Raw genomic sequence first — 21,693 nt, 5'->3', positions numbered from 1 at the left:
ACGTACCGCCCGTTGCAGTCAGTCGTCATCGCGAGGCCTTTGCGCGTGCCTTGGATCGTAACCACTGCCGCGTCGGAACCCGGACGGACCGCCGTGCTCGTGCGGACCATGTAATCGTATTGATTGTATACCCAGGCTTTGCTGGCAACCGTCGGGGAAGCCAAAACCTGCTTCAGGGCACCGCCCAGTTCTTTCACTTCTTCGTAGCGCAGGGTATCGACGCCGGCGTTTGCTTCATAATAAGCAGGCACGCTCGACGGCTTGTTGTACACCGGGCACTCGTCAACAAGTGCCTTGACCGGCATGTCGCCAACGACCTCGCCGTGGTGGAACAGCTTCAGGCGTCCGTCGTCGGTCACTTTGCCGACCTTGGCGCAGATGACGCCCCAGCGCTCGAAAATTTCCATCGCCTGCGCTTCGTCCTTCGGCTCGACGACGAACAGCATGCGCTCCTGGGATTCGGAGAGCATCATTTCGTACGGCGTCATGCCTTCTTCACGCTGCGGCACCTGGTCGAGGTACAGCTCCAGGCCGTTGCCCGCCTTGCTCGCCATCTCCGCGCTGGAGCAGGTCAAGCCGGCTGCGCCCATGTCCTGAATACCGAGCACGATCCCCGAATCGATCAGCTCCAGGGTCGACTCCATCACCAGCTTCTCCATGAACGGGTCGCCGACCTGAACGGCCGTCTTCTTCGCTTCCGACTCTTCGCTGAGCTCGACCGATGCAAACGTCGCCCCATGAATGCCGTCGCGTCCGGTAGGAGGACCTACGTAAAAGACCGGGTTGCCCACGCCTTTAGCCACGCCGCGCTGAATTTTGTCGTGGTCGATCAGACCGACGCACATCGCGTTGACCAGCGGATTGCCGTCGTAGCTGTTGTCGAACATCACTTCACCAGCCACCGTCGGAATACCGATGCAGTTGCCGTATCCGGCGATGCCGGCCACAACATGCTCAAACAGATACTTCACACGGTCGCTTTCGAGCTTGCCGAAACGCAGCGAGTTGAGCAGCGCCACCGGTCTTGCGCCCATCGAGAAAATGTCGCGGATGATGCCGCCCACACCGGTCGCGGCGCCTTGGTAAGGCTCTACCGCGGAAGGGTGGTTATGGCTTTCGATTTTGAACACGACCGCCTGGTTGTCGCCGATGTCGACGATCCCCGCGCCTTCGCCCGGTCCCATCAGGACCCGCGGGCCGCTGGTCGGGAAGCGGCGCAGCAGCGGCTTCGAATTTTTGTAGGCACAATGCTCAGACCACATGACGCTGAACACGCCGATTTCGGTATAGTTCGGCTGACGTCCCATAAAGGAGCAAATCAGCTCGTATTCACTGTCCGATACCCCAAACTGCTGATAGATTTTCTGTTCCGCAATCTGTGCTGCGGTCGGTTCCTTAGCGGACACTTGCTGCGCCATGGGTATCCCTCCAAGCCTTCAAAATGGATGTAAACATACGCTTGCCGTCCTCGGAGCCGAGCAGGGAGTTCACTGCGCGTTCCGGGTGCGGCATCATGCCGACGACGTTGCCGCGCTCATTGCAGATGCCGGCGATATCCAGGACAGAGCCGTTCGGATTGCTGCTGTAGGTGAAGACGATTTGGTTATTTTCCTGAAGACGCGCGAGCGTCTCTTCATCACAATAGTAATTCCCTTCGCCGTGGGCGATCGGAATGACGATTTCTTCATTTTCGCTAAAGTCGGTCGTAAACGGCGTGCGGTTGTTCGCCACCTTCAGCACGGTATCATGACAGCGGAACTTCATGGACGTGTTGCGCAGCAGCGCACCCGGCAGCAGCCCCGCTTCCGTCAGGATTTGGAATCCGTTGCAAATGCCCAGAATGTATTTGCCTTGCTCTGCAGCCTTGGCCACTTCACTCATTACTGGAGCAAACCGCGAGATTGCCCCGCAGCGAAGGTAGTCGCCGTAAGAGAAACCGCCAGGAACCAGAATGCAGTCGTAAGCGGACAGGTCTGTTGCGGTATGCCAGACGTAATCGACAGGCTCCCCGAGTGTTTCCTCTACCGCTTTGTAGCAGTCGATATCACAGTTGGAGCCGGGAAAGACGAGAACTGCAAATTTCATGGATGTTAGCCCTCCAATTCGTATCGGTAATCCTCGACTACCGTATTCGCCAGAAGCTTCTCACACATGGCTTTGACGCGTTGTTCCGCCTCAGCACGGTCATTCGTGTCCAGCTGAAGCTCCATGTATTTCCCGATGCGGAGGCTCGACACTTCCTCGAATCCCATCGAATGAAGCGCTCCCTGCACCGCAACCCCCTGCGGATCGAGTACGCCCTGCTTAATAGTGACATAGACCGTAGCTTTCATCATGTTCTTCTAGTTCCTCCTCTAGGAATGAGTGAATGAGTGAATCCTTTTCAGGCCTGCATTAGCTAAAAAATCGTCTAAAACCTAAGTTCGTTACTATAGCGGTTTCTATCTTAAACGCGCTTCGTCAGGCGTTCGTAAATATCCACGTATCTGCGGGTCGTTTCGTCTACTACCGGCTGCGGCAGCGGGTCCGGCTGGCTGTTCTTGTCCCATGGTGTTGAGGCAAGGTAGGATCGCACCGGCTCCTTATCCATGCTGTCGATCTCGATGTCCAGCGCGTAGTTTTCCTTTGCCCAGAACCGCGAGGAGTCCGGCGTAAAAATCTCGTCGATCAGGATTACCTTGCCGTCCAGTACGCCGAATTCGAACTTGCAGTCCGCCAAAATGATGCCGCGCTCATCGCAGTACCGCCGCGCGAAGTCGTACAGCTTCAGGCTTTTCTCTTGGAGCTCCAGCGCCAGCTCTTCGCCGATCAGTTCCTGCATGCGCTCCATGGAGATGTCCTCGTCATGGCCGACATCGTTTTTGGCCGCCGGCGTGAAGATCGGCTCCGGAAACGCCTCGTTCTTGCGGATGCCCTCCGGCAGCTTGATGCCGTTCACTTCACCGCCCGCCTGGTACTGCCTCCAGCCGCCGCCGGTAATATAACCGCGCACGACGCATTCCATGTCGATCCGCTCGGCTTTGCGGACCACCATGATCCGGTCCTTCAAGAGCTCCTTGTTCTTCGCCACGGCGCCCAGGCGCTCGACGTCCGTATGGACAACATGGTTGTCCATGAAGTCCTTCGTCATTTCGAACCAGAACGCGCTCAGCTTGTTCAGCACGTTGCCCTTCTCGGGCACCGGCGGCTCCAGCACATAGTCAAAAGCGGATATGCGGTCGGTGACCACGATCAGCACATGCTCTCCCAAATCGTAAAGCTCGCGCACCTTGCCTTTGTACAGCAGCGGCGCGTCTACCAGTTCCACCGCGGTCGATACAGCCGGTGATGTCATGCGAATCCTCCCCATTTCTCGGCTCAACACTCGAAAATCCCCTCGTCGCCAGCGAGGTAGCCGCTGCAGTTACGGATCGTTCCGCCGATCGCTGTTGTCTCCAAATTTCTTGATCGGTCGCTCTTAAATAGCGGTTGAAATCCGGAGACAAAGGCGAACGCTGTCGCTTCTTGCGGATCGATTCCGTCCCTTTCGCTGCTATCGCTGAAGATGTGTGCCGTGATGTTGAGTCCATCATTCTTCAAGCCTCTAATACGGGTTACTCACGAATAACTTCAAACCAAACGCTCTTATATCAAGCCAAGCTTTTTGAAAATCGTATCTACGTGCTTCAGATGCCACGACGGATTAAACGCATCTTCGATCTCTTCCGGGCTGAGCGCCTCCGTAATTTCCGGCGTCGCTTCCACGATGTCGCGGAACTGGCGCTGCTCTTCCCACGCCTGCATTGCCCGCGGCTGCACGGTGTCGTACGCCTGCTCGCGGCTGAAGCCTTTGTCGATCAGCTTCGTCATGACGCGGCCGGAGAACGGCACGCCGTAAGTACGCGCCATGTTGCGCTTCATGTTTTCCGGGAATACGGTCAGGTTCTTCACGATGTTGCCGAAGCGGTTCAGCATGTAGTTCAGCAGCATCGTCGCATCCGGCAGGATGATCCGCTCCACGGAGGAGTGCGAAATATCGCGCTCGTGCCAGAGCGCCACGTCTTCATAGGCGGTCACCATGTGGCCGCGGATGACGCGCGAGAGGCCCGAGATGTTCTCGCAGCCAATCGGGTTGCGCTTGTGCGGCATCGCCGAGGAGCCCTTCTGGCCTTTGGCGAAGGCTTCTTCAACCTCGCGCACTTCGCTCTTCTGGAGCGCGCGGATTTCCGTTGCGAACTTGTCGAGCGACGTCGCGATCAGCGCCAGCGTTGCCATGTATTCGGCATGGCGGTCACGCTGCAGCGTCTGCGTGGAGATCGGAGCCGGGCTCGTGCCGAGCTTCTTGCAGACGAACTCTTCCACGAACGGGTCGATGTTGGCATAGGTGCCGACCGCGCCGGAAATTTTTCCGAACTGGACGCCGTTCGCCGCGTGGCGGAAACGCTCCAGGTTGCGCTTCATTTCCTCGTACCAGAGGGCCATCTTCAAGCCGAAGGTCGTCGGCTCGGCATGAACACCGTGCGTACGTCCCATCATCGGCGTGTCTTTGTACGCTATAGCCTTGTCTTTCAGGATCTCGATGAAGTTCAAAATATCCTTCTCCAAAATTTCGTTTGCTTGACGGAGAAGATATCCGAGCGCTGTATCCACCACGTCGGTGGAAGTGAGCCCGTAATGTACCCATTTGCGCTCCTGTCCAAGACTCTCCGATACCGCACGGGTAAAGGCGATGACATCATGGCGCGTTTCCTGCTCGATTTCGTAAATCCGGTCGATGTCGAATTTGGCATTTTCGCGAAGCAGCTTCGTGTCTTCCTTCGGTATGACGCCCAGCTCGGCCCAAGCCTCGCATGCGCACAGTTCTACTTCCAGCCATGCCTTGAATTTATTTTCTTCGGTCCAGATGGCCCGCATTTCCGGTCTGCTGTAACGTTCGATCATAAATTATCCTTCCCTCCAGATGTTAGTTTGTTCAACCCAGTCGAGTCCATCCTGCACGTCCTTGCACAGCAGGTTGATATGTCCCATTTTACGGTCTTTCTTCACGTCGCTCTTGCCGTATAAATGAAGCTTCGGCACCACGCCGTATTCGCTGACGGCGATGCTTGGTCTGCCGCTGGAGCGGATCACCTGTTCCAGATGCTGGCCGAGCACGTTGACCATGACACCGGGGTCAGCAGCGTCGTGTCGCCAAGCGGCATGTTGCACACGGCGCGGACATGCTGCTCGAACTGCGAGGTCGCACAGGCCTCCATCGTGTAGTGGCCGGAGTTGTGCGGACGCGGCGCCAGCTCGTTCACGTACAGCTGACCGTCCTTTGTCACGAACATCTCCACGGCCAGCAGGCCGACCGCCCCCAAGTGCTCCACGAGCTGCTCCGCCAGCTTGCGGGCTTCCCGCTGAACCTGCTCCTCGACTCTCGCCGGGACGATCGACAGGTGCAAAATGTTGTTTACATGAATATTTTCTGCCACTGGGAAGCTTTTTACTTCCCCTTTTGGACTTCGGGCGGCAATAACTGAAATTTCGCATTGAAAATCAACGAATTTCTCCAGTACCAGCTCGCGGCCGGTGGCAGCCAGTTCCTCGTAAGCCGCCTCGAGCTGATCCTCCGAGCGGAGAACGATCTGGCCTTTGCCGTCGTATCCGCCGGTGGCGGTCTTCAGCACGCCGGGAAGTCCGAGCTCGGCAGCCGCCTCTCTGAGGCTCTCCAGGCTCGTAATTTTCGCGGTACGGGGCCACGGGCACGCCCGCAGCTTCGATCGCCCGCTTCTCCCGGAGGCGGTGCTGCGTCGTGTAGAGCAGCGCGCTTCCTTGCGGCACGCTGGATTCCTTCTCCAGCAGCGCCGCGACTTCTGCGTCGACGTTTTCGAATTCGTACGTAATGACATCCGACGCCGCCGCCAGCCGGCGGGCTGCATCAACGTCGTCGTAAGCCGCTTCAATCTGTCCTGCAATCTGCCCGCAGGGCGAATCCTGCGTCGGATCGAGCGTGATGAAGCGGTACCCCATAGCGGTTCCGGCCAGCGCCATCATTCGTCCCAGCTGGCCGCCGCCCAGAATGCCGATGGTGGAACCAGGGAGCCATGTCTGCTGAGATGCCTGATTGCTGCTCATAGCGAATCACTGCTTTCCAGCACTTCGTCGCGGATGGCATCTCTTCGAGCTTGCACCCGCGCTTGAACCTCGCTGTCATAGGCCCCGATGATTTGCGCGGCCAGGAGGCCCGCATTCGTAGCGCCCGCCTTGCCGATCGCCACCGTCGCGACCGGAATGCCGCCCGGCATCTGAACGATCGACAGAAGCGAATCCAAGCCGTTCAGCGCCTTGGACTGCACAGGCACGCCGATGACCGGCAGCGCCGTCTTGGACGCTACCATGCCCGGCAAATGCGCGGCACCGCCGGCTCCGGCGATGATGACCTTGAGGCCGCGCTCCGCCGCCTGCTCCGCAAAGGCGAACATCAGGTCCGGCGTCCGGTGCGCGGACACGACCTTTTTCTCATACGGAATTTGCAGTTCGTCCAGGACGAGACATGCATGCTGCATCGTTTCCCAATCCGATTTGCTGCCCATAATGACAGCGACCGCTGCTGACATGTTTCAACCCACTTTCCAAAAGTTTTTTATTCATTCGGGAGAGACCCAAAAAGGCCCGGTGCCCGAGAAATACGTTGACTTTCAGGATACCGGACCGGGTAAGGAATACCGCTGCCGCAAACGCAGCAAGGAGGGAAGCCTTTCCGTCCATCGGAACCGGCGACTCCTCGGCAGTATTCCCTCGTAGTCCGGACATTTACGGTATCCGGGTAGAAACTTCCGGGCCATATCCCCGGCTTTATACGAGATCAATTCATTCGATTATTTGTTCATTCCCTTAACCATCCAGCGATGGTTCTCTGCCTCTTCCAAATCCCTTAAGGCTTTACACCTAACAGTTTAACAATCCCCTACACAACATGTCAACTAAAACACGAACAATTAAAACAGTGTAAAATCGAATGTTCGGATTTTGCCGCTGATCATTCCTAAAACAAAACCAGTGCACCCCATATTCGGGGCACACTGGCTTACAATTCCATCATTTATTTAACGACAAGCACCGGAATGGTCGCATGCTGCACGACGTTGTGGCTGACGCTGCCGAGCACGAACTCCCGGATTCCGCCCAAGCCGCGGCTGCCGATCACGATCAGGTCATTGCCTTTTTCCTTGGCATATTCCAGAATGACTTCCGCAGGTCCACCCTGGATCATCTCCGCATTGTAGGCGACGCCTTCGCCGTCGAGACGTTTCTTCACTTCAGCGACCGTCTGCTCAGCGAGTTCATAGAAGTCCTGATTGACGGACGCCGGAATCGGAGCCATGCCTTCGCCAATGAATACGCGCGGGAAATCAAAGACGTGTACGACGTCGATGACCGCGTCAGGCGCCGCTTTCGCCAGTTCGATTGCACGTTCAAGAGCCTTATTGGAAGCTTTGGAACCATCATAAGCTAAAAGAATTTTGGAAAATAACATGTGGACCCACCTGCGCTTTCTCTGTATGAAGTGTGAATTGAGATGTTATTAAACCGAATTAGCAAGAAATGAAACCATGTTGTACCATCAAGCGATAAATCAACTCATGAAAAATGCGTACAGAACTGCGTTGACGAACAGCAGCAGCGGTATCCCGACCCGAAAGCTCAGATGCCTGGTCTTATGGCGTTTGCGGTACATGGCAATCAGTACGCCCAGCGCACCGCCGATGGCGGCAAGCAGAAAGAGCGTTCTTTCCGGCACACGGTCACGCCTGTTTCTTGCCCTTCTTTTATCCTCGGACATGATCAGGTAACCTACCGCGTTGATAAAAATAAACCAGATCAAGAGCGCCGTCCTCACTTACGCTACCACCCCCGTTCTACTGCTTGCTTCTATTATAAAACTTTACTAGCCAAGAGACAAACCGCCAGGAATCCGTCTGCCAGTATTCCCAGCAAAAACGCCTACCTGGCGGAGTTTTCCTAAATATTGATGGAGCAAATCAGCGTCTCCGGCGTAACGCTCCTTTACTATGACGGCTTCCTCTCGTTTGAGAGATTCCAGTGAACTAGCTAGATTTCCTCAATGTCGGCAAGAGGAGATACAGGTTTATGCATGTATGCTCTGTCAGTCCGATCAGCCAGAGCATGCAGCCCGGGTCTTCCAGGCTATTAACCGTTCTTTTTCTCCATCGCAGCTTTCAGCAGCTCGCCGAGGTTCGAGCCGATCGGCTCCTGCTTCTTGGTATACTGCTGCACCAGCTTGCGCTCCTCGCGCTTGTTGACGTGCTTGCTGTCCTTGTTGACTGTCTCCGTGATGCCGCAGGACAGGCACTGCACATACAAGCCGGCTTTGCCTTCCTTCATCTCCATCTTCTTGTGGCACTGCGGGCAGCGGCGGTTGGACAGGCGCTTCTCGTCCGAACGGCGGTAGCCGCAGTCCTCGCTTGGGCAGACGAGCATCTTGCCGCGCTTGCCCTTCTTCTCCAGCAGCCGGGTACCGCAGTCCGGACAGTGGCTGTTCGAGACGTTGTGCGGCTTGTAGTCCGCTTTGCTGTTCTTTACGCCTGCCACCAGATCCTTGGACATGCCGCGGATTCCCTTCAGGAACGGCTCCGGCTGCCCCTGGCCGCGGGCGATCTTCTCCAGCTCGGCTTCCCACTTGGCCGTCAGCTGCGGCGTCCGCAGCTCCGGCGCAACAAGTCCGATCAGCTGCTTGCCTTTGCCCGTCGGATGCAGCGCGTTCCCCTGGCGCTCGATCGTATCGGAGTTCACCAGCTTCTCGATAATGTCCGCGCGCGTCGCCGGGGTGCCGAGGCCGTGCTTCTCCATCTGGGACAGAAGCGTAGCCTCGGTATACCGTTTCGGCGGCAAAGTCCGGCCGCCTTGCATGATGACCCGCTGCACCTTGACGGCTTCGCCCTCGTTCAGCACTGGAAGCTGGGCTCCGCTCTCTTCGCCGTCGGTATCAGCCGACGAATCTTCATCCGATTCGTCGGAGACATCTCCGCCGTATACCTCGCGCCAGCCGCTCTCCTTGATCGTCGTCCCTTTCACATGAAGGGACTCGCCTTCCACGTCGATCGTTACCGCGACCGCGTCATACCGTGCCGCGGGTAGAACAGGCTGATGAAGCGCCGGACGATCAGGTCGTACAGCTTGCGTTCTTCAGTGTTCAGCTGGTTCAATAGCACTGTCTCTTCCGTCGGGATGATCGCGTGGTGATCGCTGACTTTCGAATCGTCCACGACGCGTTTGGTTATATTCAAATTTTTCCGCAGCAGCGGACGCGCCAGGGAAGCATATGGCCCAATGGCCACGCTCTCCAGGCGTTCCTTCAGCGTGCCGGTCATATCCGACGTCAGATAGCGGCTGTCGGTCCGGGGATAGGTGACGAGCTTGTGCTGCTCATACAAACGCTGAAGTACGCCCGACGTTTGCTTCGCAGAGAAGCCGAACCGGCGGTTCGCATCCCGCTGCAGCTCGGTCAGGTCGTAAGCGAGCGGATGAGCCTCGACCTTCTCCGTCTTCTTCACCTTGACGATCCGGCCGGACGAGCCGTCCAGCTTGCGCTTCAAGGCTTCGGCCGCACTCTTGTCGAAGATGCGGGCGTCGCCGTTGTTCCCCCGCCACACCGCGGCAAATCCGCCGAAGTCGGCCTTGATCGTGTCGTACTCCTCCGACCGGAAATTTACGATTTCATTTTCCCGGTCCATGATCATGCCCAGCGTCGGGGTCTGCACCCGTCCCGCGGAGAGCTGCGCCCCGAATTTGACCGTGAGCGCCCGCGTCACGTTCAGGCCGATCATCCAGTCGGCTTCAGCCCGGCAGCGCGCCGATTCGTACAGCCGGTCGAACTGGTTCCCCGGCTTCAGCGAAGCAAAACCTTCCTTGATCGCCTTGTCTGTCTGCGAAGATATCCAGAGCCGCTTGAACGGCTTGTTCCATTTTCCCATCTTCATGATCCACCGGGCGAGGAGCTCCCCCTCCCGCGCGGCGTCCGTCGCCACGATCAACTCGCCGACGTCCTGGCGGCGGAGCTGCTGCTGCACAACCTTGAATTGCTGGGCGGATTCACGCAGCACCTTCAGCTTCATCGATTCCGGCAGGATCGGCAGATCCTCAAGGTTCCAGGTTGCGTATTTATTGTCGTAATCCTCAGGCTCCGCGAGTCCGACCAAATGGCCCAGCGCCCAGGTGACGATATATTTCGGACCTTCGATATATCCTTTATGCTTGTCGTGGCTTCCCATGACGCGCGCAATTTCGCGGGCCACGGAAGGCTTTTCGGCTAATACCAATGATTTCATGACGTACCACCCTTTCTTTCCGTCCTATTATAACATTGAATCCGGCAGCGGATGCAAAAGGAAGGTAACCCTGTTTTATCTATCGACTGTGCAAAATAAAATCCCCCAGCGGAACCTCGGCAGGAGCCGAGGATGCCACTGAAGGACCTGGGGTGGTGCGGTAAATGCCTAATCCTGTTCCTGCTTCGGAATTTGGTTCAGGCTCGGCGGAAATTTAGCAGCTTTATCCGGATGCAGCGTAGTATATTCCTGTTTCCGGCTCGCTCTGTTTGGCAGGTTACTGTCTTTAACCGGTTTACGATGCGGCATGCTTATCCCCCCTTATCCTTTAACAATCCCCCGATCGGGACGGAATTATCCATGGGGCCCTTGGGATGCCTTCGTTCGTTCAGTTCGTTTCTTTCAATAGAAGATACGCGTCAAAATAATGCGACCCGTCCTCGGCTTGTCCGCTCACGTACACCCGGCCGCCGGACAGCTCTGACCGTTTCACCACCATGTCATCCCCCAATCGGGCCTCGTGATGGTAGGTTATCCGAAAACCAGCACAAGAATAACCCGTAAGCTCCTCCTTGGACAGCGTATCCATGCACAGATCGGCATAACGGGAATTGTTCAGATGCAGATTGGCATCGATCCCGCTGTAACGTACCACGGAGCGGTACGCTTCATGAAGCGGCATATCCTCAGGTATAGTTACTTTATCCGGTGCTTCACCGGCCGAATCCTCTTCATTAATGTAGACGTCAAAGGGGAACTTGGATGGCCGCAGCATTCTGCGTTTCTGGATGTCCACGAGCGCCCAAATGCTGCACGCTTCGCCGAGAATTTCCCCGCCGCTGCCATAAATCACAAAGTCCCGCTGCCACAGGGCCCCTCTCGGGCCTTTGTTCCAGGTCTCGACGTTGATTGGCTCCAGCGCCTTCGGCATCCGGCTGATGCGCAGATCCATTGTGATCAGCATCCAGCCCATGCCCGCTTCGATCATCTGGTCCCTCGTCGCCCCAAGCTGCTCCAGATCGGCGTCGGCCGTTCTCTGCGCCAAAGACAGCAGTACCGACAGCCGCGCTTCGGATTTAAAATCGATATCGTTGGAATGAATTAAGTAGGTTTCAGTCCACTTGTTACCCATGCTATACGCTCTCTCCTCTTTTTACGTTAAAATTATACTCGTACGTTGTTAGCCAGCCTTTCCATTTGGTGAAAAAGCCCTATCTTTCATCGGCTGCGCCCTTTCCCTGTATGTATAAGAAGCAGCGGAACGCTCATCCTAAGGCCACAACATCGGCGGAATTTAAGTTAATGTTAAGAAATTCGTGACCATAATGTTAAGAGTTTCGGTTTATAATGCTATACATCAAGCATACTCCTAGTTTCCACAATATTCAAAGAGGTGTGAATGCCGTAATGTCCAGAGAAGCGATCCTGCTCGTCGATGACGAGAAAGAAATTATCGAACTGATTGAAATTTATTTAAAAAATGAAGGATACACCTTATATAAAGCATCTAACGGACTGGAGGCACTCGAAGCGCTGCAAAGCCATCCGATCGACCTCATCATCCTTGATGTGATGATGCCCCAAATGGACGGGATTCAAGCCTGCATGAAAATCCGGGAAAAGAACAACACCCCCATCATCATGCTGTCCGCAAAAAGCCAGGATATCGATAAAATTTCCGGCCTGAGCATCGGTGCCGACGATTACGTCACCAAGCCGTTCAATCCGCTGGAGCTGGTCGCCCGCGTCAAATCGCAGCTGCGCCGGTACAAGCTGTTAAATTACCGCGATACCACAGCCGAGGACGAAATCGTGATCGACGATTTGGTGATCAATACCGCCACCCATACGGTGACCGTCGGGGAGCAGGAAGTGAAGCTGACGCCCCGTGAGTTCGACATTTTGAAGCTGCTGGCCGTCAATCAGGGCATCGTGCTCAGCATGGACAAAATTTACGAAGAGGTCTGGAACGAGCCGTTCATGGAATCCAAAAACACGGTGATGGTCCATATCCGCAAGCTCCGCGAAAAGATCGAAAAGGATACTCAGCATCCGGCCTACATCAAGACCGTCTGGGGCATCGGCTACAAAATGAAATCGGCGAAGGAGGTGTAGAGCACCATGACCACCAAGGTATACATCGGCATCCGCTGGAAGTTCCTTGCCGTGTTTCTCGGCTGCACCGGGCTGACGCTGCTGTTCGTGCTGCTCGGCCGTCTGCTCGCCTCTTATATCATTGTGCGCCCGCCTTATAATGTGCCCGTGATCTGGGTGATCAACCATATCGGCTCCAGGCCGACGATCGGGGTGTTCGGTGTCGTCTTTTTCCTGTCCCTTTACGTGGCTTCCACCCGGCCCCTCGTTCGTTATGCCAAAGAGCTGGCCGGAATCCTGGAGGACATGGCCGGCGGGCGGCTCCAAGCTTCCGTCAGTGTGAAAGCTGCCGATGAGCTCGGAACGATCGCGGAACACATGAACAACCTGTCCGGGCAAATTCATACGTACCTGGAGGAAATCAGTTACGGGCTGGCGGAGATCGCCAAGGGACATTTCGATTATGAAATTCCGGTTCGGGAAAACCATGAGCTCGGCCGGATTGCCGACAGCATCAACCAGATGAGCGCTCAGTTAAACCGCTCCATTCAAGAGGAGCGTAACGCCGAGAAGACGAAAAACGATCTGATCACCGGCGTATCCCACGACCTGCGGACCCCGCTGACCTCCATTCTCGGATTTTTGGAAATCATCGATAAAGACCGTTATGCCGACGAGGTGGAGCTTCGCTATTACATGAATATCGCTTATGAAAAATCGCTCAGCCTCAAGAAACTGATCGACGACTTGTTTGAGTATACGCGCATCAACAACGGCATGCCGCTTCACCTGCGCAAGCTGGATGTAACCGGATTGATCCGGCAGCTGGCCGAGGAGTTTGTGCCAAGCCTGGAGCAGGCGAACATGATTCTGCAGATTCACGCGCCGGAGCAGCCGGTCATCATTCAAGCCGACGGCGACCACCTCGTCCGGGCTTACGAAAATCTCATTTCCAATGCCATTAAATATGGAAGCAGCGGCAAATACATCGACGTTTATATCGAAAAGGAAGAAGCGTTTGTCCGCATACGAGTCTGCAATTACGGTGAGCCCATTCCGAAGCGGGATCTACCGTATATATTCGAACGGTTCTACCGCGTAGAGCAATCGCGTTCCAAGGCGACCGGCGGTACCGGGCTCGGGCTGGCCATCACCAAGAGCATCATCGACGTGCACGGCGGCGACATCTCCGTGGAGAGCTCGACGAACCAGACCGTGTTTGAGACCCGGCTTCCCGATCCGGCTGTGCCGGCATAACCACTTTCCTTTCACCATACAAAAAGCAGATAACCTCATCCCATCTGGGGAGTGCGGCTATCTGCTTTTTTGGTGCTATTCCGCTCCCCGCCGCATTTTTTAACAGAAAAACTTAAGCGTTTGTTAAGCATTTGGGTAGGCTCCAGTTAAGAACTCTCCTGTAATCTTAGATTCAAGTTAGGAGGACAGCAGGCATCGTCCGTGAGGAGAGCTGTTTGTCTCCCATGTCTGTCAAGGAAGGAGCACGAAATCCGTATGTACACCATCACTTCAAAATTGTTTGCCCATAAAAAAACGCTGCTCATCACGATTTTCGTGCTGATCTTCGCGCTGGCTGCCTATGTGCGGCTGGACTTTCTGCTTTCGGTCAACCATAAGGTTTCGCATGACACGCTGAATTACGACATCATGGTCCGGCAGCTGCTCGAAAAAGGGATCTACGCTTACAAGGATACCCAGCCGAACGCCCAGGTCACGCCGGGGTATCCGCTGTTTATGGCGGCCATCTACAAGCTGGTCGATTACCAGCATCATGATCCGTTCCCTTACATCCGTTACATTCAGGTCGTGATCAGCCTTGTCACCCTGTGGCTCATTTACTCGGTCGCCCGAAAGCTCTCGGGCCGGACCGTTTCGATGATCGTGCTGCTCATCAGCAGCGTGTATCCGCCTTTTATTTGGAGCAATGGTGCGGTTCTGACCGAGACGCTGGCCTGCTTTTTCCTGATGCTGTATATCCGTCTGCAGCTTGAAGCCTTCGAGCGCAGAACACGAACCCTCGCTCTGCTGAGCGGGGCGGCGATGGGCCTGCTGGTGCTGACACGTCCGGAGTTTTTAATTGTGATCGCGCCGGTGTACGGGTTGTATTGGCTCTGGAAAAAGGAATTCCGCCTCACGCTCAAGCTGCTGCTGTTCACCTGCATCGGAACAGGGATCGTCCTCGCTCCTTGGGTGGTCCGCAACATGGTGACCCTGCACGAGGTCGTGATCGCCTCCACCCAGGTCAATCCGTTTGCCGCCGGCACCTATCCGGACAAAAATTACAACGACGGCCTGGTCGACCGGCATGGCAAAACCCAGATGGAAGTCGCCAAAGAGCGGCTGAAGATCGGTTTTACGCAGCACACATGGCAGTTCGTCAAATGGTACACCGTCGGCAAGCTCAAGTACATTTATTCGAATATGTACTTCGGCAGCGGCCACAGCCCGTTATACCGTGTGCTTCCGAGCCCGCTGGGCAGCCTGCTGCATGTGGCGCTCGTGTGGTTCTGTCCCGTGGCCCTGGTCGCTTCTCTTCGGAAATGGAAGCAGCCATTAACGCTGATGACGCTGATTGTAGCGGTCATGACGGTTACCCGCCTGGCCTTCGTCCCTGAGTTCCGCTATAACTACACCGCCATGCCGCTGATCATCATGCTGGATGCGGCAGCGGGGATCGCCATCCTCCGCTGGGCGTGGCAGAAATGGACCCGCTCTTCAAATACACGGAAAGGAGCCGTTACTTATGCTGAATCGACCGGAAAGTCATAACAAGCCGCCCAAAGTGCTCGTGATCGTCCCCGCTTATAACGAGGCGGAGGGGATCGGGCAGGTCATCCGCCGGCTCCGCGAAGACGCCCCTTACGCAGACGTGCTCGTCATCAATGACGGGTCGAGCGACGCTACCAGCCGGATCGCCCGGGCCGCAGGGGCCAATGTCATCGACCTGACCTGCAACTTGGGCATCGGTGGCGCGGTGCAGACCGGCTACCGCTACGCGGCGGAGCATCACTATGACTACGCCGTGCAGATCGACGGCGACGGTCAGCACATCTGCGCCGCCTCCTGTCCGCCCAGTTCGATACCGGCGCCGATATGGTGATTGGCTCCCGTTTTATTACCAAAGAGGGCTTTCAGTCGACTTTCGCCCGCAAAATGGGCATCGGTCTGCTGTCCGCCCTCGTGACCCGGCTCACCGGGCAGAACGTGACCGATCCAACCTCCGGCTATCGCCTGTGCGGACGGCGGGCTATCTCCCTGTTCGCACGCGAGTACCCGACCGACTATCCCGAGGTAGAGGCGCTGATGCTGCTCTACAACCGGGAGCTGTCCTTTACGGAAATTCCCGTCGTGATGAATGAGCGTCAGGGAGGCGTCTCCAGCATCTCGGCCATGAAATCCGTGTATTACATGTCCAAGGTCATCCTGTCGGTTCTGCTCATGAAAACCAACAAAAAGAGAGCGTGGGAAAACCGCTATGAATCTTAATATTTATATCATCAGCTTTTGCATCAGCCTTGCTTTTGCCGGCACGATTTTATACTTGATCCGCAAGCGCAGGCTGCGCGAGCAGTACGCCCTGCTCTGGCTTTTGATGAGCGTGATCATGATGGTGCTGTCCCTGTTTCCGTCCCTTTTGGACGAGGTGGCGCAGCGGATCAACATTTATTACGCCCCGTCGCTGCTCTACCTGCTGAGTGTAGTCGCGGTGCTGTTCATCCTGCTGCATTTGACGATGGCGGTCTCCACGCTCACGCACCGGGTCATCGTGCTTACCCAAACGCTGGGCTTGCAGGAACAACGCATTCAAAAGCTTGAAGCCCAGGCGGAGGGAGGCTCAGAGAGCTCTATGGGGCTTGCCTCAGGTCCTGCCTTTGGATCGCGCCCGGGACAGACATCCGCACCTCATTCTGAGCAGACATCTAGACCGCATCCTGAGCAGTCATCTAGACCGCATTCTCAACAGCCCCCAGAAGCGCATACCCTGCAGCAATCCGGGATGCCGTCCGGGGAATTCTCCGGACTTCATTCCACGGAACCCTGTCAGCGAATTTCTGCGGCGGCTTCTTCCGAAGAGCAAATTATTGTGCCGTCTTCTTCGAGCACGGAGGTGAACCGCTAGTATGGCTTACTTGATGCTGCTTCTCAATATGCTGCTCCTGGTCGCCGGTCAAATCACCTGGAAAATCGGCCTGCAGCAGCAAGGTGGCATCCACCTTGGCAACCTTTTGCAGGTATTATTTTCGCCGCTGATTCTGCTTGGTATCGCCCTTTATGCAGTGGCCACGGGATTGTGGTTCGTCGTGCTGTCCCGGCTGCCGCTCAGCCTTGCCTACCCGCTGCAAAGCCTGGCTTACGCCGCCGGCATTTTCGCCGCGTGGTATTTCTTCGGGGAAAGCGTCCCGCTGAACCGCTGGATCGGGGCCGCGGTCATCGTACTGGGAGCGGTCATGATTGCCGCCAAATAAAGGCCCCTGTTTTATTATCAAATTTCAGAAAAGGAGTTCCATATCATTCCCATGAAAATACAAAAAACCGCCCTTCTGACTTCCGTTCTGCTTGCCGCCTACGGTGTGGTTCCGGCATCTGCCGCATCCGATTTGGAGCAAGAGCCTACGATCCCGCAGAAAGTATCTACGGCTCAAGCACCCGCAGCTCCTTCCGGAACGACGGTCATCTATTTAAACAGCAGCCGAATCCTAAATAGCGGCACCGAGTCCGTATTAAACCGTTCCACTGTCGTGAAAAAAGGAGTCACCTTTGTCAGCCTCCGCTCGCTTGCCGTCTCTTTGGGCTGTAAAGTGACTTACCAAGCCTCTACGAAAGAGACCACCGTATCCCGAGAAGGTACCGAAGCCCGGTACCGCGTACATACCAAGGCATATCAAGTCAACGGGGAGACGAAAACGATGAAAGGCGAAGCGTACGAGGACCGCGGCGTGTTGATGGTTCCTCTCACTTCGCTGACGGCTGCTTTTCATCTCCCTTACGTGCTCCAGGGAAACCAAATTTCTCTGTACCCTGGCGGCACCGGATCTTCGGGGACGGACAAGCCAGAAGGTCCGCAAACGAACGAACCGCCGCAGGCCTATTTTACGACGGACAAAGATCAATACCGGATCGGCGAGCCGGTGACCCTGAGCGATCAAAGCACCGACGACGAAGACGCGATCACCAATCGCGAATGGACGAACAACGAACCGGCCTTTTTCGAGCCAGGTACGGTGGAAATCAAGCTTAAGGTCACCGACAAGAACGGCCTGACATCCGAATACAGTAAAAAAATCGAAATCACCTCCGAGGTGATGTACAGCAAAGAAGAGTATGCCATGCGCTTCACTCCGGCAGGCGGCACATTCCAGGTCAGCGGCAAATCGATCCTGTCCTACAAAGCGCTGCCCTACACCTACACGACCGAGCCGTATTTGCTGTTCCGGGCCAGCGGTCCGGAGACGGTCAACTCGGAAGGGATTCTGTATCAGGACATCCTGTCGGGACCGGCCCGGTTTCTGGTCCATCACAAAAACAACCTGGCCGCAAAGGCACGCTTCTACCTGATCGCCACCAATCCGAACGATACCGCGGCATCGATCCAGATCGAGAACGCGGGCGTGGCGGGGCCGACCCCGTATCCTGAGCTATCCGGCAGACTGGCTGGCGTCCGGTATTTGGAGTCCACCTTGACCGGCAGCGAACAGCGAAGCGTGCAGATCGGCCCCGGCGAGAGCGTGGCCCTCTTTCCCAAGCTGAATGCTACCGCGGCTGCTCCCGGCGATGTCATCACGATGAATGCCGATGTCACCAGCGATGCACCCGTCGAATATACCATGCTGATGGTCCAGGCCGATCATGACCCGATTGCGGTCATGCCGTCTCTGCCCGATTTAAATCCGATCGAGTCCATCGTCCGCGGCACCTTTGCCGATTCGACGCGCGTGTTCGAATACGACGGCACGGTCGGAACGGAAGCGGAGCGCCTGCCGCTCACCGACAACACCACCGATCCTTTTCAGCGGGGGATGGACGGGATGCAGGACAGCGTTGCCATCAATTCCGGCAATTACGGTGTCCTGTATAAAATCATTCTGAACCATGTTGCGCCGGACACGCTCATCGCCTTCAACCCGCGTGGCGGTAGGTACTTCGGCTCAGCGAGGGTGAACGACCGGGTTGTCGAGATCAAGCACGGCGACGGCTCCCAGGACAGTGCCACCGTGCTGTACCGGACGCAGGCCCGGGAGGAGAAGGTGGAACTCTGGCTGTCCCCGGCTGCCGGCAGCAACCTGCCGTTTTCCCTGCTGTTTCTCCCTATTTCGGAAAAATAAAAAAGACCCGCAAAGCGTTTGAGCGCTTTGCGGGTCTTTTTGGCGGATCAAACCGCAGGGATGGCTCGATGTGGGCCACCGATTTGCCCAATAGGAGCGGAAAGACCAGTCCTTGTGCCAGTCCATTAAATATTTGCGTTACGCACAGCCAGCCAAAACTCGATGCCGCCGGGATACAAAACGTAAAAACGGCCGTTCCCACATACCCCACGGTTAGCACGGCCCTTGCCCCGAAACGGTTAACGAGGGTCCGTCCGGCAAACAGCGTAGCCGCCGCATGCGGCAGCATGAAAGACAGCGTCAGCCAGGCAAGGTCATTTTTGCTTGCACCCAGGTCCAGCGCCTGATTCGGCGTATACCCAAACATCGTGATGAACAGAACACAGTGCGCCAGGATCGACAGAAAAGAAACTCGAAACAGCGTCCGGTCGCGCATAACGGGTGCCAAATCCTGAAGCGACATGGGGGTGCGCCCGGGATCCGGCTCTTTTTCCCGCAAAAATAAAGCAAGTACAAGGGCTATCACCGCGACGATGCCACCAAGCCAAAACGGCAGCTGCCAGCTCCAACGCTCCACCAAATACCCGCTGACGAGCATGCTCGTCAATTGGGCGGCCACGGTGGTGAACTGCATCATGCTCATCGCCCGGGTTACCTCATGTTTCGGGAAAAAACCTGAAAATGCGACGGTGAACACCACCCAGGTCGACGCGGCGATCCCTGCCATGGCTCTTGCAGCCAGCGCCCAACCCAACTGTCCGAACGCAGCAAACATCAGCCCACTTACCGCACTGGCGGCCAGCCCCAGCCAAATAAATGGACGGCGCTTTTCCATAAAATCTGATAAAATACCGAGCGGCAGCCTGAACAAAATTTGCATCAAACCGTAGGAACCGAGAACGATACCCAGATAGGTATAGGATGCCCCCAAATGCTCGATATAAGGCGACAAAATCGGAACATAAATATAAGACGAGAACCAGTACAGGAAAACAACGGAGATAAACAGCACGACCTGTCTCCTGGAGAAGGAGTCGTCCTTTGTTTGAGGTCGCTGTATCTCATTCAAAGCTTCTGATTCACCACGGGCAACGGTTTCATAAGAATCCAGAGGTTCGGTTGAACCCATTTTTTCATGTCGCTTGGATTCCTGCTTTTGAATGCTCAACCCGTCACCGTCCTTTCGTTCTTAGGAGTTTTTCCAAGCATGGGAGTTTTTTCGAGCATTAAAAGTCTGGAAGACAAAGAAAGTCATCAAATGGATAGAAAGCAATATAAGTCTGATCCTTTTATATGTTCACCGACTTGATACTACGTAATATTACGTGACACAACGATAAGGAGGACCAAATCGGACAAGGACATGCCATAATTGCTTAATGTGCTGTAACGTTTCATCGTATGATCCCCAGTCCTGCCACTCCTCGGGGTGATTGTGCAGCGATGCCGCTGCCAAGCCTAATACTGCCGCGTCAATCCGCCCCCTATCGTTCCCGAACCTTTGGTCGATCCTGAGTGCAAGCGGCTGCATCGCAGGCCCCCGAAAATCGCCCGGTACCGATCCAACCTCTAACTGAAAACCCGAATGCCAACCAAGCCGCAAATCATATTTATAGCAGGTCTCTTCCAACAGGTTCCCCGTTGGCGTGCCTTTGAACGAGGGATCAGCAATCAGGGCCTCCGCGTCATTCGCCAAATCCACCACAGCATGAACTTGTGCTTCAATGTAGTCATCGAGTGACCTTCCTAAGGCTTCGGGTGTAAACTCGCTGGATCTGGTGTTTAGCGATTGAAGCAGCTCCACCAACAGCCGTACGTTGATGTGATCCGAGCCGAGCACCTCCTGTGTGCTGACAGCCGCCTCAAACAGAGGAGCCAACAATGGAGAAAAAACGTCGATCGTTCCCTTTCGCTCCGGACCCATAAAGCTATCCCCAAACGTAAAGGTGCAGCGCTCTGAAACATGTGGGCGAAGGACCAGGTGGCAAGAGCCAAACCGCGGTGACGCACCGTCCGCATAATTCATCAGGTTAAGCCCACCATACTTCGGCCGCTCTTCGTTGGTTACTCCGGGCGCCTGGTATGATTTTCCAAATAAACGCTCTTCCCAGCGGTCACGATCTCCACCCGCAAATGCCGTTCGGCTCCCGTTGGAGATCGAGGTCTCAAACTGTCCCCGGTACACCCCATCCTGAAGCAGTCCCTCAACCACCGAACGGCCGGTAGCGAGCAGACGATCCGGATGAAAATTGAGCGTAACCCGAGCAAAACGGCGAATATGATCAATAAGCAAGTCAACATCAATAGCGCTAAGTCCTTCTGCAGCCAAAATCCGGTCAATTACGCTGCGGGAAAGGCACTGCACATCCAAAGCATCCGTACGTACATACTGTACAGCTCGAGCTTGTGCTTCGGTCAAACTTACTCCTCCTTTATCGATCCCGGGGAAATCATACGAAGAGCCCTTGGCATGAACTTACAAACTTATGTACATGTGAATAACATTTAGACAAAAGTCAACTGAACATCACCACATGAATCATTTATGCCATAAAGTACACTTCAATTGTGAGTACTGGGGATGAAACTGTGAATTATGGGAATATAATTTATGATTATAATCCAATTTGAGCGGGGATGGTTCTCTTTTTTGTGCATAACCTTTAGAAAATCGACCAGGGAATATGTATTTGTGGATGAACGGACAAAACGGATGTGTTGTCCACATTGGGGATAAGAAATAAAAAACCACTGTCGATGTTATCAACAGTGGTCCTTCGCTTGGCAACGTCCTACTCTCCCAGGACCCTTCGGTCCAAGTACCATCGGCGCTGGAGGGCTTAACGGTCGTGTTCGGGATGGGTACGCGTGGAACCCCTCCGCTATCGCCACCAAACGTTCAAGTGTTTGATCACTTGAAAACTAGATACGAAACGAATCTGTGTTTT

At 55.4% G+C, this 21,693-nt stretch carries 20 protein-coding genes, 1 rRNA gene, 2 pseudogenes and 1 riboswitch; of the genes and pseudogenes, 8 read left to right on the top strand and 15 right to left on the bottom strand.

What is annotated here, in order from left to right; all coding sequences use genetic code 11:
- The 12 genes and pseudogenes from purL to CPT76_RS07500 all read right to left on the bottom strand — a co-directional run.
- Window positions 1–1,418: phosphoribosylformylglycinamidine synthase subunit PurL (purL, locus tag CPT76_RS37125; RefSeq protein WP_105442497.1), on the bottom strand; the 1,418-nt coding region annotated here is incomplete at its 3' end.
- Window positions 1,396–2,085, bottom strand: coding sequence for a phosphoribosylformylglycinamidine synthase subunit PurQ (gene purQ / locus CPT76_RS07550; protein WP_076176811.1), 690 nt, complete (start codon window positions 2,083–2,085; stop codon window positions 1,396–1,398). The genes purL and purQ, both read right to left, overlap by 23 nt.
- A gap of 5 nt (window positions 2,086–2,090) precedes the next feature.
- The gene (purS, locus tag CPT76_RS07545) at window positions 2,091–2,336 is read right to left on the bottom strand and encodes a phosphoribosylformylglycinamidine synthase subunit PurS (RefSeq protein ID WP_076176812.1); all 246 of its coding nucleotides are present in this window, start codon (window positions 2,334–2,336) and stop codon (window positions 2,091–2,093) included.
- A 110-nt stretch (window positions 2,337–2,446) separates the two neighbouring features.
- On the bottom strand, window positions 2,447–3,334 hold the full coding sequence (locus CPT76_RS07540) for a phosphoribosylaminoimidazolesuccinocarboxamide synthase (protein ID WP_105442462.1): 888 nt from the start codon (window positions 3,332–3,334) through the stop codon (window positions 2,447–2,449).
- A 290-nt stretch (window positions 3,335–3,624) separates the two neighbouring features.
- Window positions 3,625–4,920 (bottom strand): adenylosuccinate lyase, encoded by a 1,296-nt coding sequence (gene purB / locus CPT76_RS07530; RefSeq protein WP_076176814.1) that lies wholly within the window; start codon window positions 4,918–4,920, stop codon window positions 3,625–3,627.
- A 3-nt stretch (window positions 4,921–4,923) separates the two neighbouring features.
- Window positions 4,924–6,096 (bottom strand): annotated as a pseudogene (gene purK / locus CPT76_RS07525) (5-(carboxyamino)imidazole ribonucleotide synthase).
- Window positions 6,093–6,578 (bottom strand): 5-(carboxyamino)imidazole ribonucleotide mutase, encoded by a 486-nt coding sequence (gene purE / locus CPT76_RS07520; RefSeq protein ID WP_105442460.1) that lies wholly within the window; start codon window positions 6,576–6,578, stop codon window positions 6,093–6,095. Before purE ends, purK begins: the two are co-directional and overlap by 4 nt.
- A 164-nt stretch (window positions 6,579–6,742) precedes the next feature.
- Window positions 6,743–6,844, bottom strand: a riboswitch (purine riboswitch).
- 219 nt (window positions 6,845–7,063) lie between these two features.
- A complete protein-coding gene (locus tag CPT76_RS07515; RefSeq protein ID WP_076176817.1) occupies window positions 7,064–7,498 on the bottom strand; it encodes a universal stress protein in 435 nt (144 codons plus the stop codon).
- Between the two features lie 99 nt (window positions 7,499–7,597).
- On the bottom strand, window positions 7,598–7,861 hold the full coding sequence (locus CPT76_RS07510; RefSeq protein WP_076176818.1) for a DUF1294 domain-containing protein: 264 nt from the start codon (window positions 7,859–7,861) through the stop codon (window positions 7,598–7,600).
- 311 nt (window positions 7,862–8,172) lie between these two features.
- Window positions 8,173–10,310 (bottom strand): annotated as a pseudogene (locus tag CPT76_RS07505) (DNA topoisomerase III).
- A 168-nt stretch (window positions 10,311–10,478) separates the two neighbouring features.
- Window positions 10,479–10,619: a hypothetical protein gene (locus CPT76_RS37120; RefSeq protein ID WP_163880674.1), complete on the bottom strand. Its 141-nt coding sequence runs from the start codon at window positions 10,617–10,619 to the stop codon at window positions 10,479–10,481.
- A gap of 79 nt (window positions 10,620–10,698) precedes the next feature.
- Complete coding sequence (locus CPT76_RS07500) at window positions 10,699–11,442, bottom strand: acyl-[acyl-carrier-protein] thioesterase (RefSeq protein ID WP_105442459.1); 744 nt, start codon at window positions 11,440–11,442, stop codon at window positions 10,699–10,701.
- Window positions 11,443–11,717: 275 nt separating this feature from the next.
- Between CPT76_RS07500 and CPT76_RS07495 the strand changes: the two genes are divergently transcribed.
- The 8 genes from CPT76_RS07495 (at window position 11,718) to CPT76_RS07465 (ending at window position 18,745) form a co-directional block, all read left to right on the top strand.
- Entirely contained in the window at window positions 11,718–12,425 is a 708-nt protein-coding gene (locus tag CPT76_RS07495) for a response regulator transcription factor (protein ID WP_105442458.1), read from the top strand.
- A gap of 6 nt (window positions 12,426–12,431) precedes the next feature.
- A complete protein-coding gene (locus tag CPT76_RS07490; RefSeq protein WP_105442457.1) occupies window positions 12,432–13,661 on the top strand; it encodes a sensor histidine kinase in 1,230 nt (409 codons plus the stop codon).
- 255 nt (window positions 13,662–13,916) lie between these two features.
- Window positions 13,917–15,191 (top strand): ArnT family glycosyltransferase, encoded by a 1,275-nt coding sequence (locus CPT76_RS07485; RefSeq protein ID WP_105442456.1) that lies wholly within the window; start codon window positions 13,917–13,919, stop codon window positions 15,189–15,191.
- A complete protein-coding gene (locus tag CPT76_RS41280) occupies window positions 15,166–15,522 on the top strand; it encodes a glycosyltransferase family 2 protein (RefSeq protein WP_308737541.1) in 357 nt (118 codons plus the stop codon). The genes CPT76_RS07485 and CPT76_RS41280 overlap by 26 nt, the downstream gene beginning before the upstream one ends.
- Entirely contained in the window at window positions 15,519–15,908 is a 390-nt protein-coding gene (locus CPT76_RS41275; RefSeq protein ID WP_308737540.1) for a glycosyltransferase family protein, read from the top strand. Before CPT76_RS41280 ends, CPT76_RS41275 begins: the two co-directional genes overlap by 4 nt.
- Window positions 15,898–16,542: a DUF2304 domain-containing protein gene (locus tag CPT76_RS39130; protein WP_258168180.1), complete on the top strand. Its 645-nt coding sequence runs from the start codon at window positions 15,898–15,900 to the stop codon at window positions 16,540–16,542. Before CPT76_RS41275 ends, CPT76_RS39130 begins: the two co-directional genes overlap by 11 nt.
- 1 nt (window position 16,543) lies before the next feature.
- Complete coding sequence (locus tag CPT76_RS07470) at window positions 16,544–16,888, top strand: EamA family transporter (protein ID WP_105442455.1); 345 nt, start codon at window positions 16,544–16,546, stop codon at window positions 16,886–16,888.
- 51 nt (window positions 16,889–16,939) lie between these two features.
- Window positions 16,940–18,745 (top strand): copper amine oxidase N-terminal domain-containing protein, encoded by a 1,806-nt coding sequence (locus tag CPT76_RS07465; protein ID WP_105442454.1) that lies wholly within the window; start codon window positions 16,940–16,942, stop codon window positions 18,743–18,745.
- Here CPT76_RS07465 and CPT76_RS07460 read toward each other — a convergent pair.
- The 3 genes from CPT76_RS07460 to rrf all read right to left on the bottom strand — a co-directional run bounded on the left by CPT76_RS07460 (window position 18,729) and on the right by rrf (window position 21,641).
- A complete protein-coding gene (locus tag CPT76_RS07460; RefSeq protein ID WP_181152727.1) occupies window positions 18,729–19,757 on the bottom strand; it encodes an MFS transporter in 1,029 nt (342 codons plus the stop codon). The genes CPT76_RS07465 and CPT76_RS07460 overlap by 17 nt on opposite strands.
- A gap of 309 nt (window positions 19,758–20,066) precedes the next feature.
- A complete protein-coding gene (locus tag CPT76_RS07455) occupies window positions 20,067–21,164 on the bottom strand; it encodes a DUF3626 domain-containing protein (RefSeq protein ID WP_105442452.1) in 1,098 nt (365 codons plus the stop codon).
- A gap of 360 nt (window positions 21,165–21,524) precedes the next feature.
- A 5S ribosomal RNA gene (gene rrf / locus CPT76_RS07450) occupies window positions 21,525–21,641 on the bottom strand.
- Window positions 21,642–21,693: the final 52 nt, after the last annotated feature.

The organism is Paenibacillus sp. AR247, assembly GCF_002968895.1.
GTDB classification, from domain to species: domain Bacteria; phylum Bacillota; class Bacilli; order Paenibacillales; family Paenibacillaceae; genus Paenibacillus_AQ; species Paenibacillus_AQ favisporus.
Note: the sequence above shows the minus strand (reverse complement) of the source record. Positions and strands in the feature narration are given on the sequence as shown.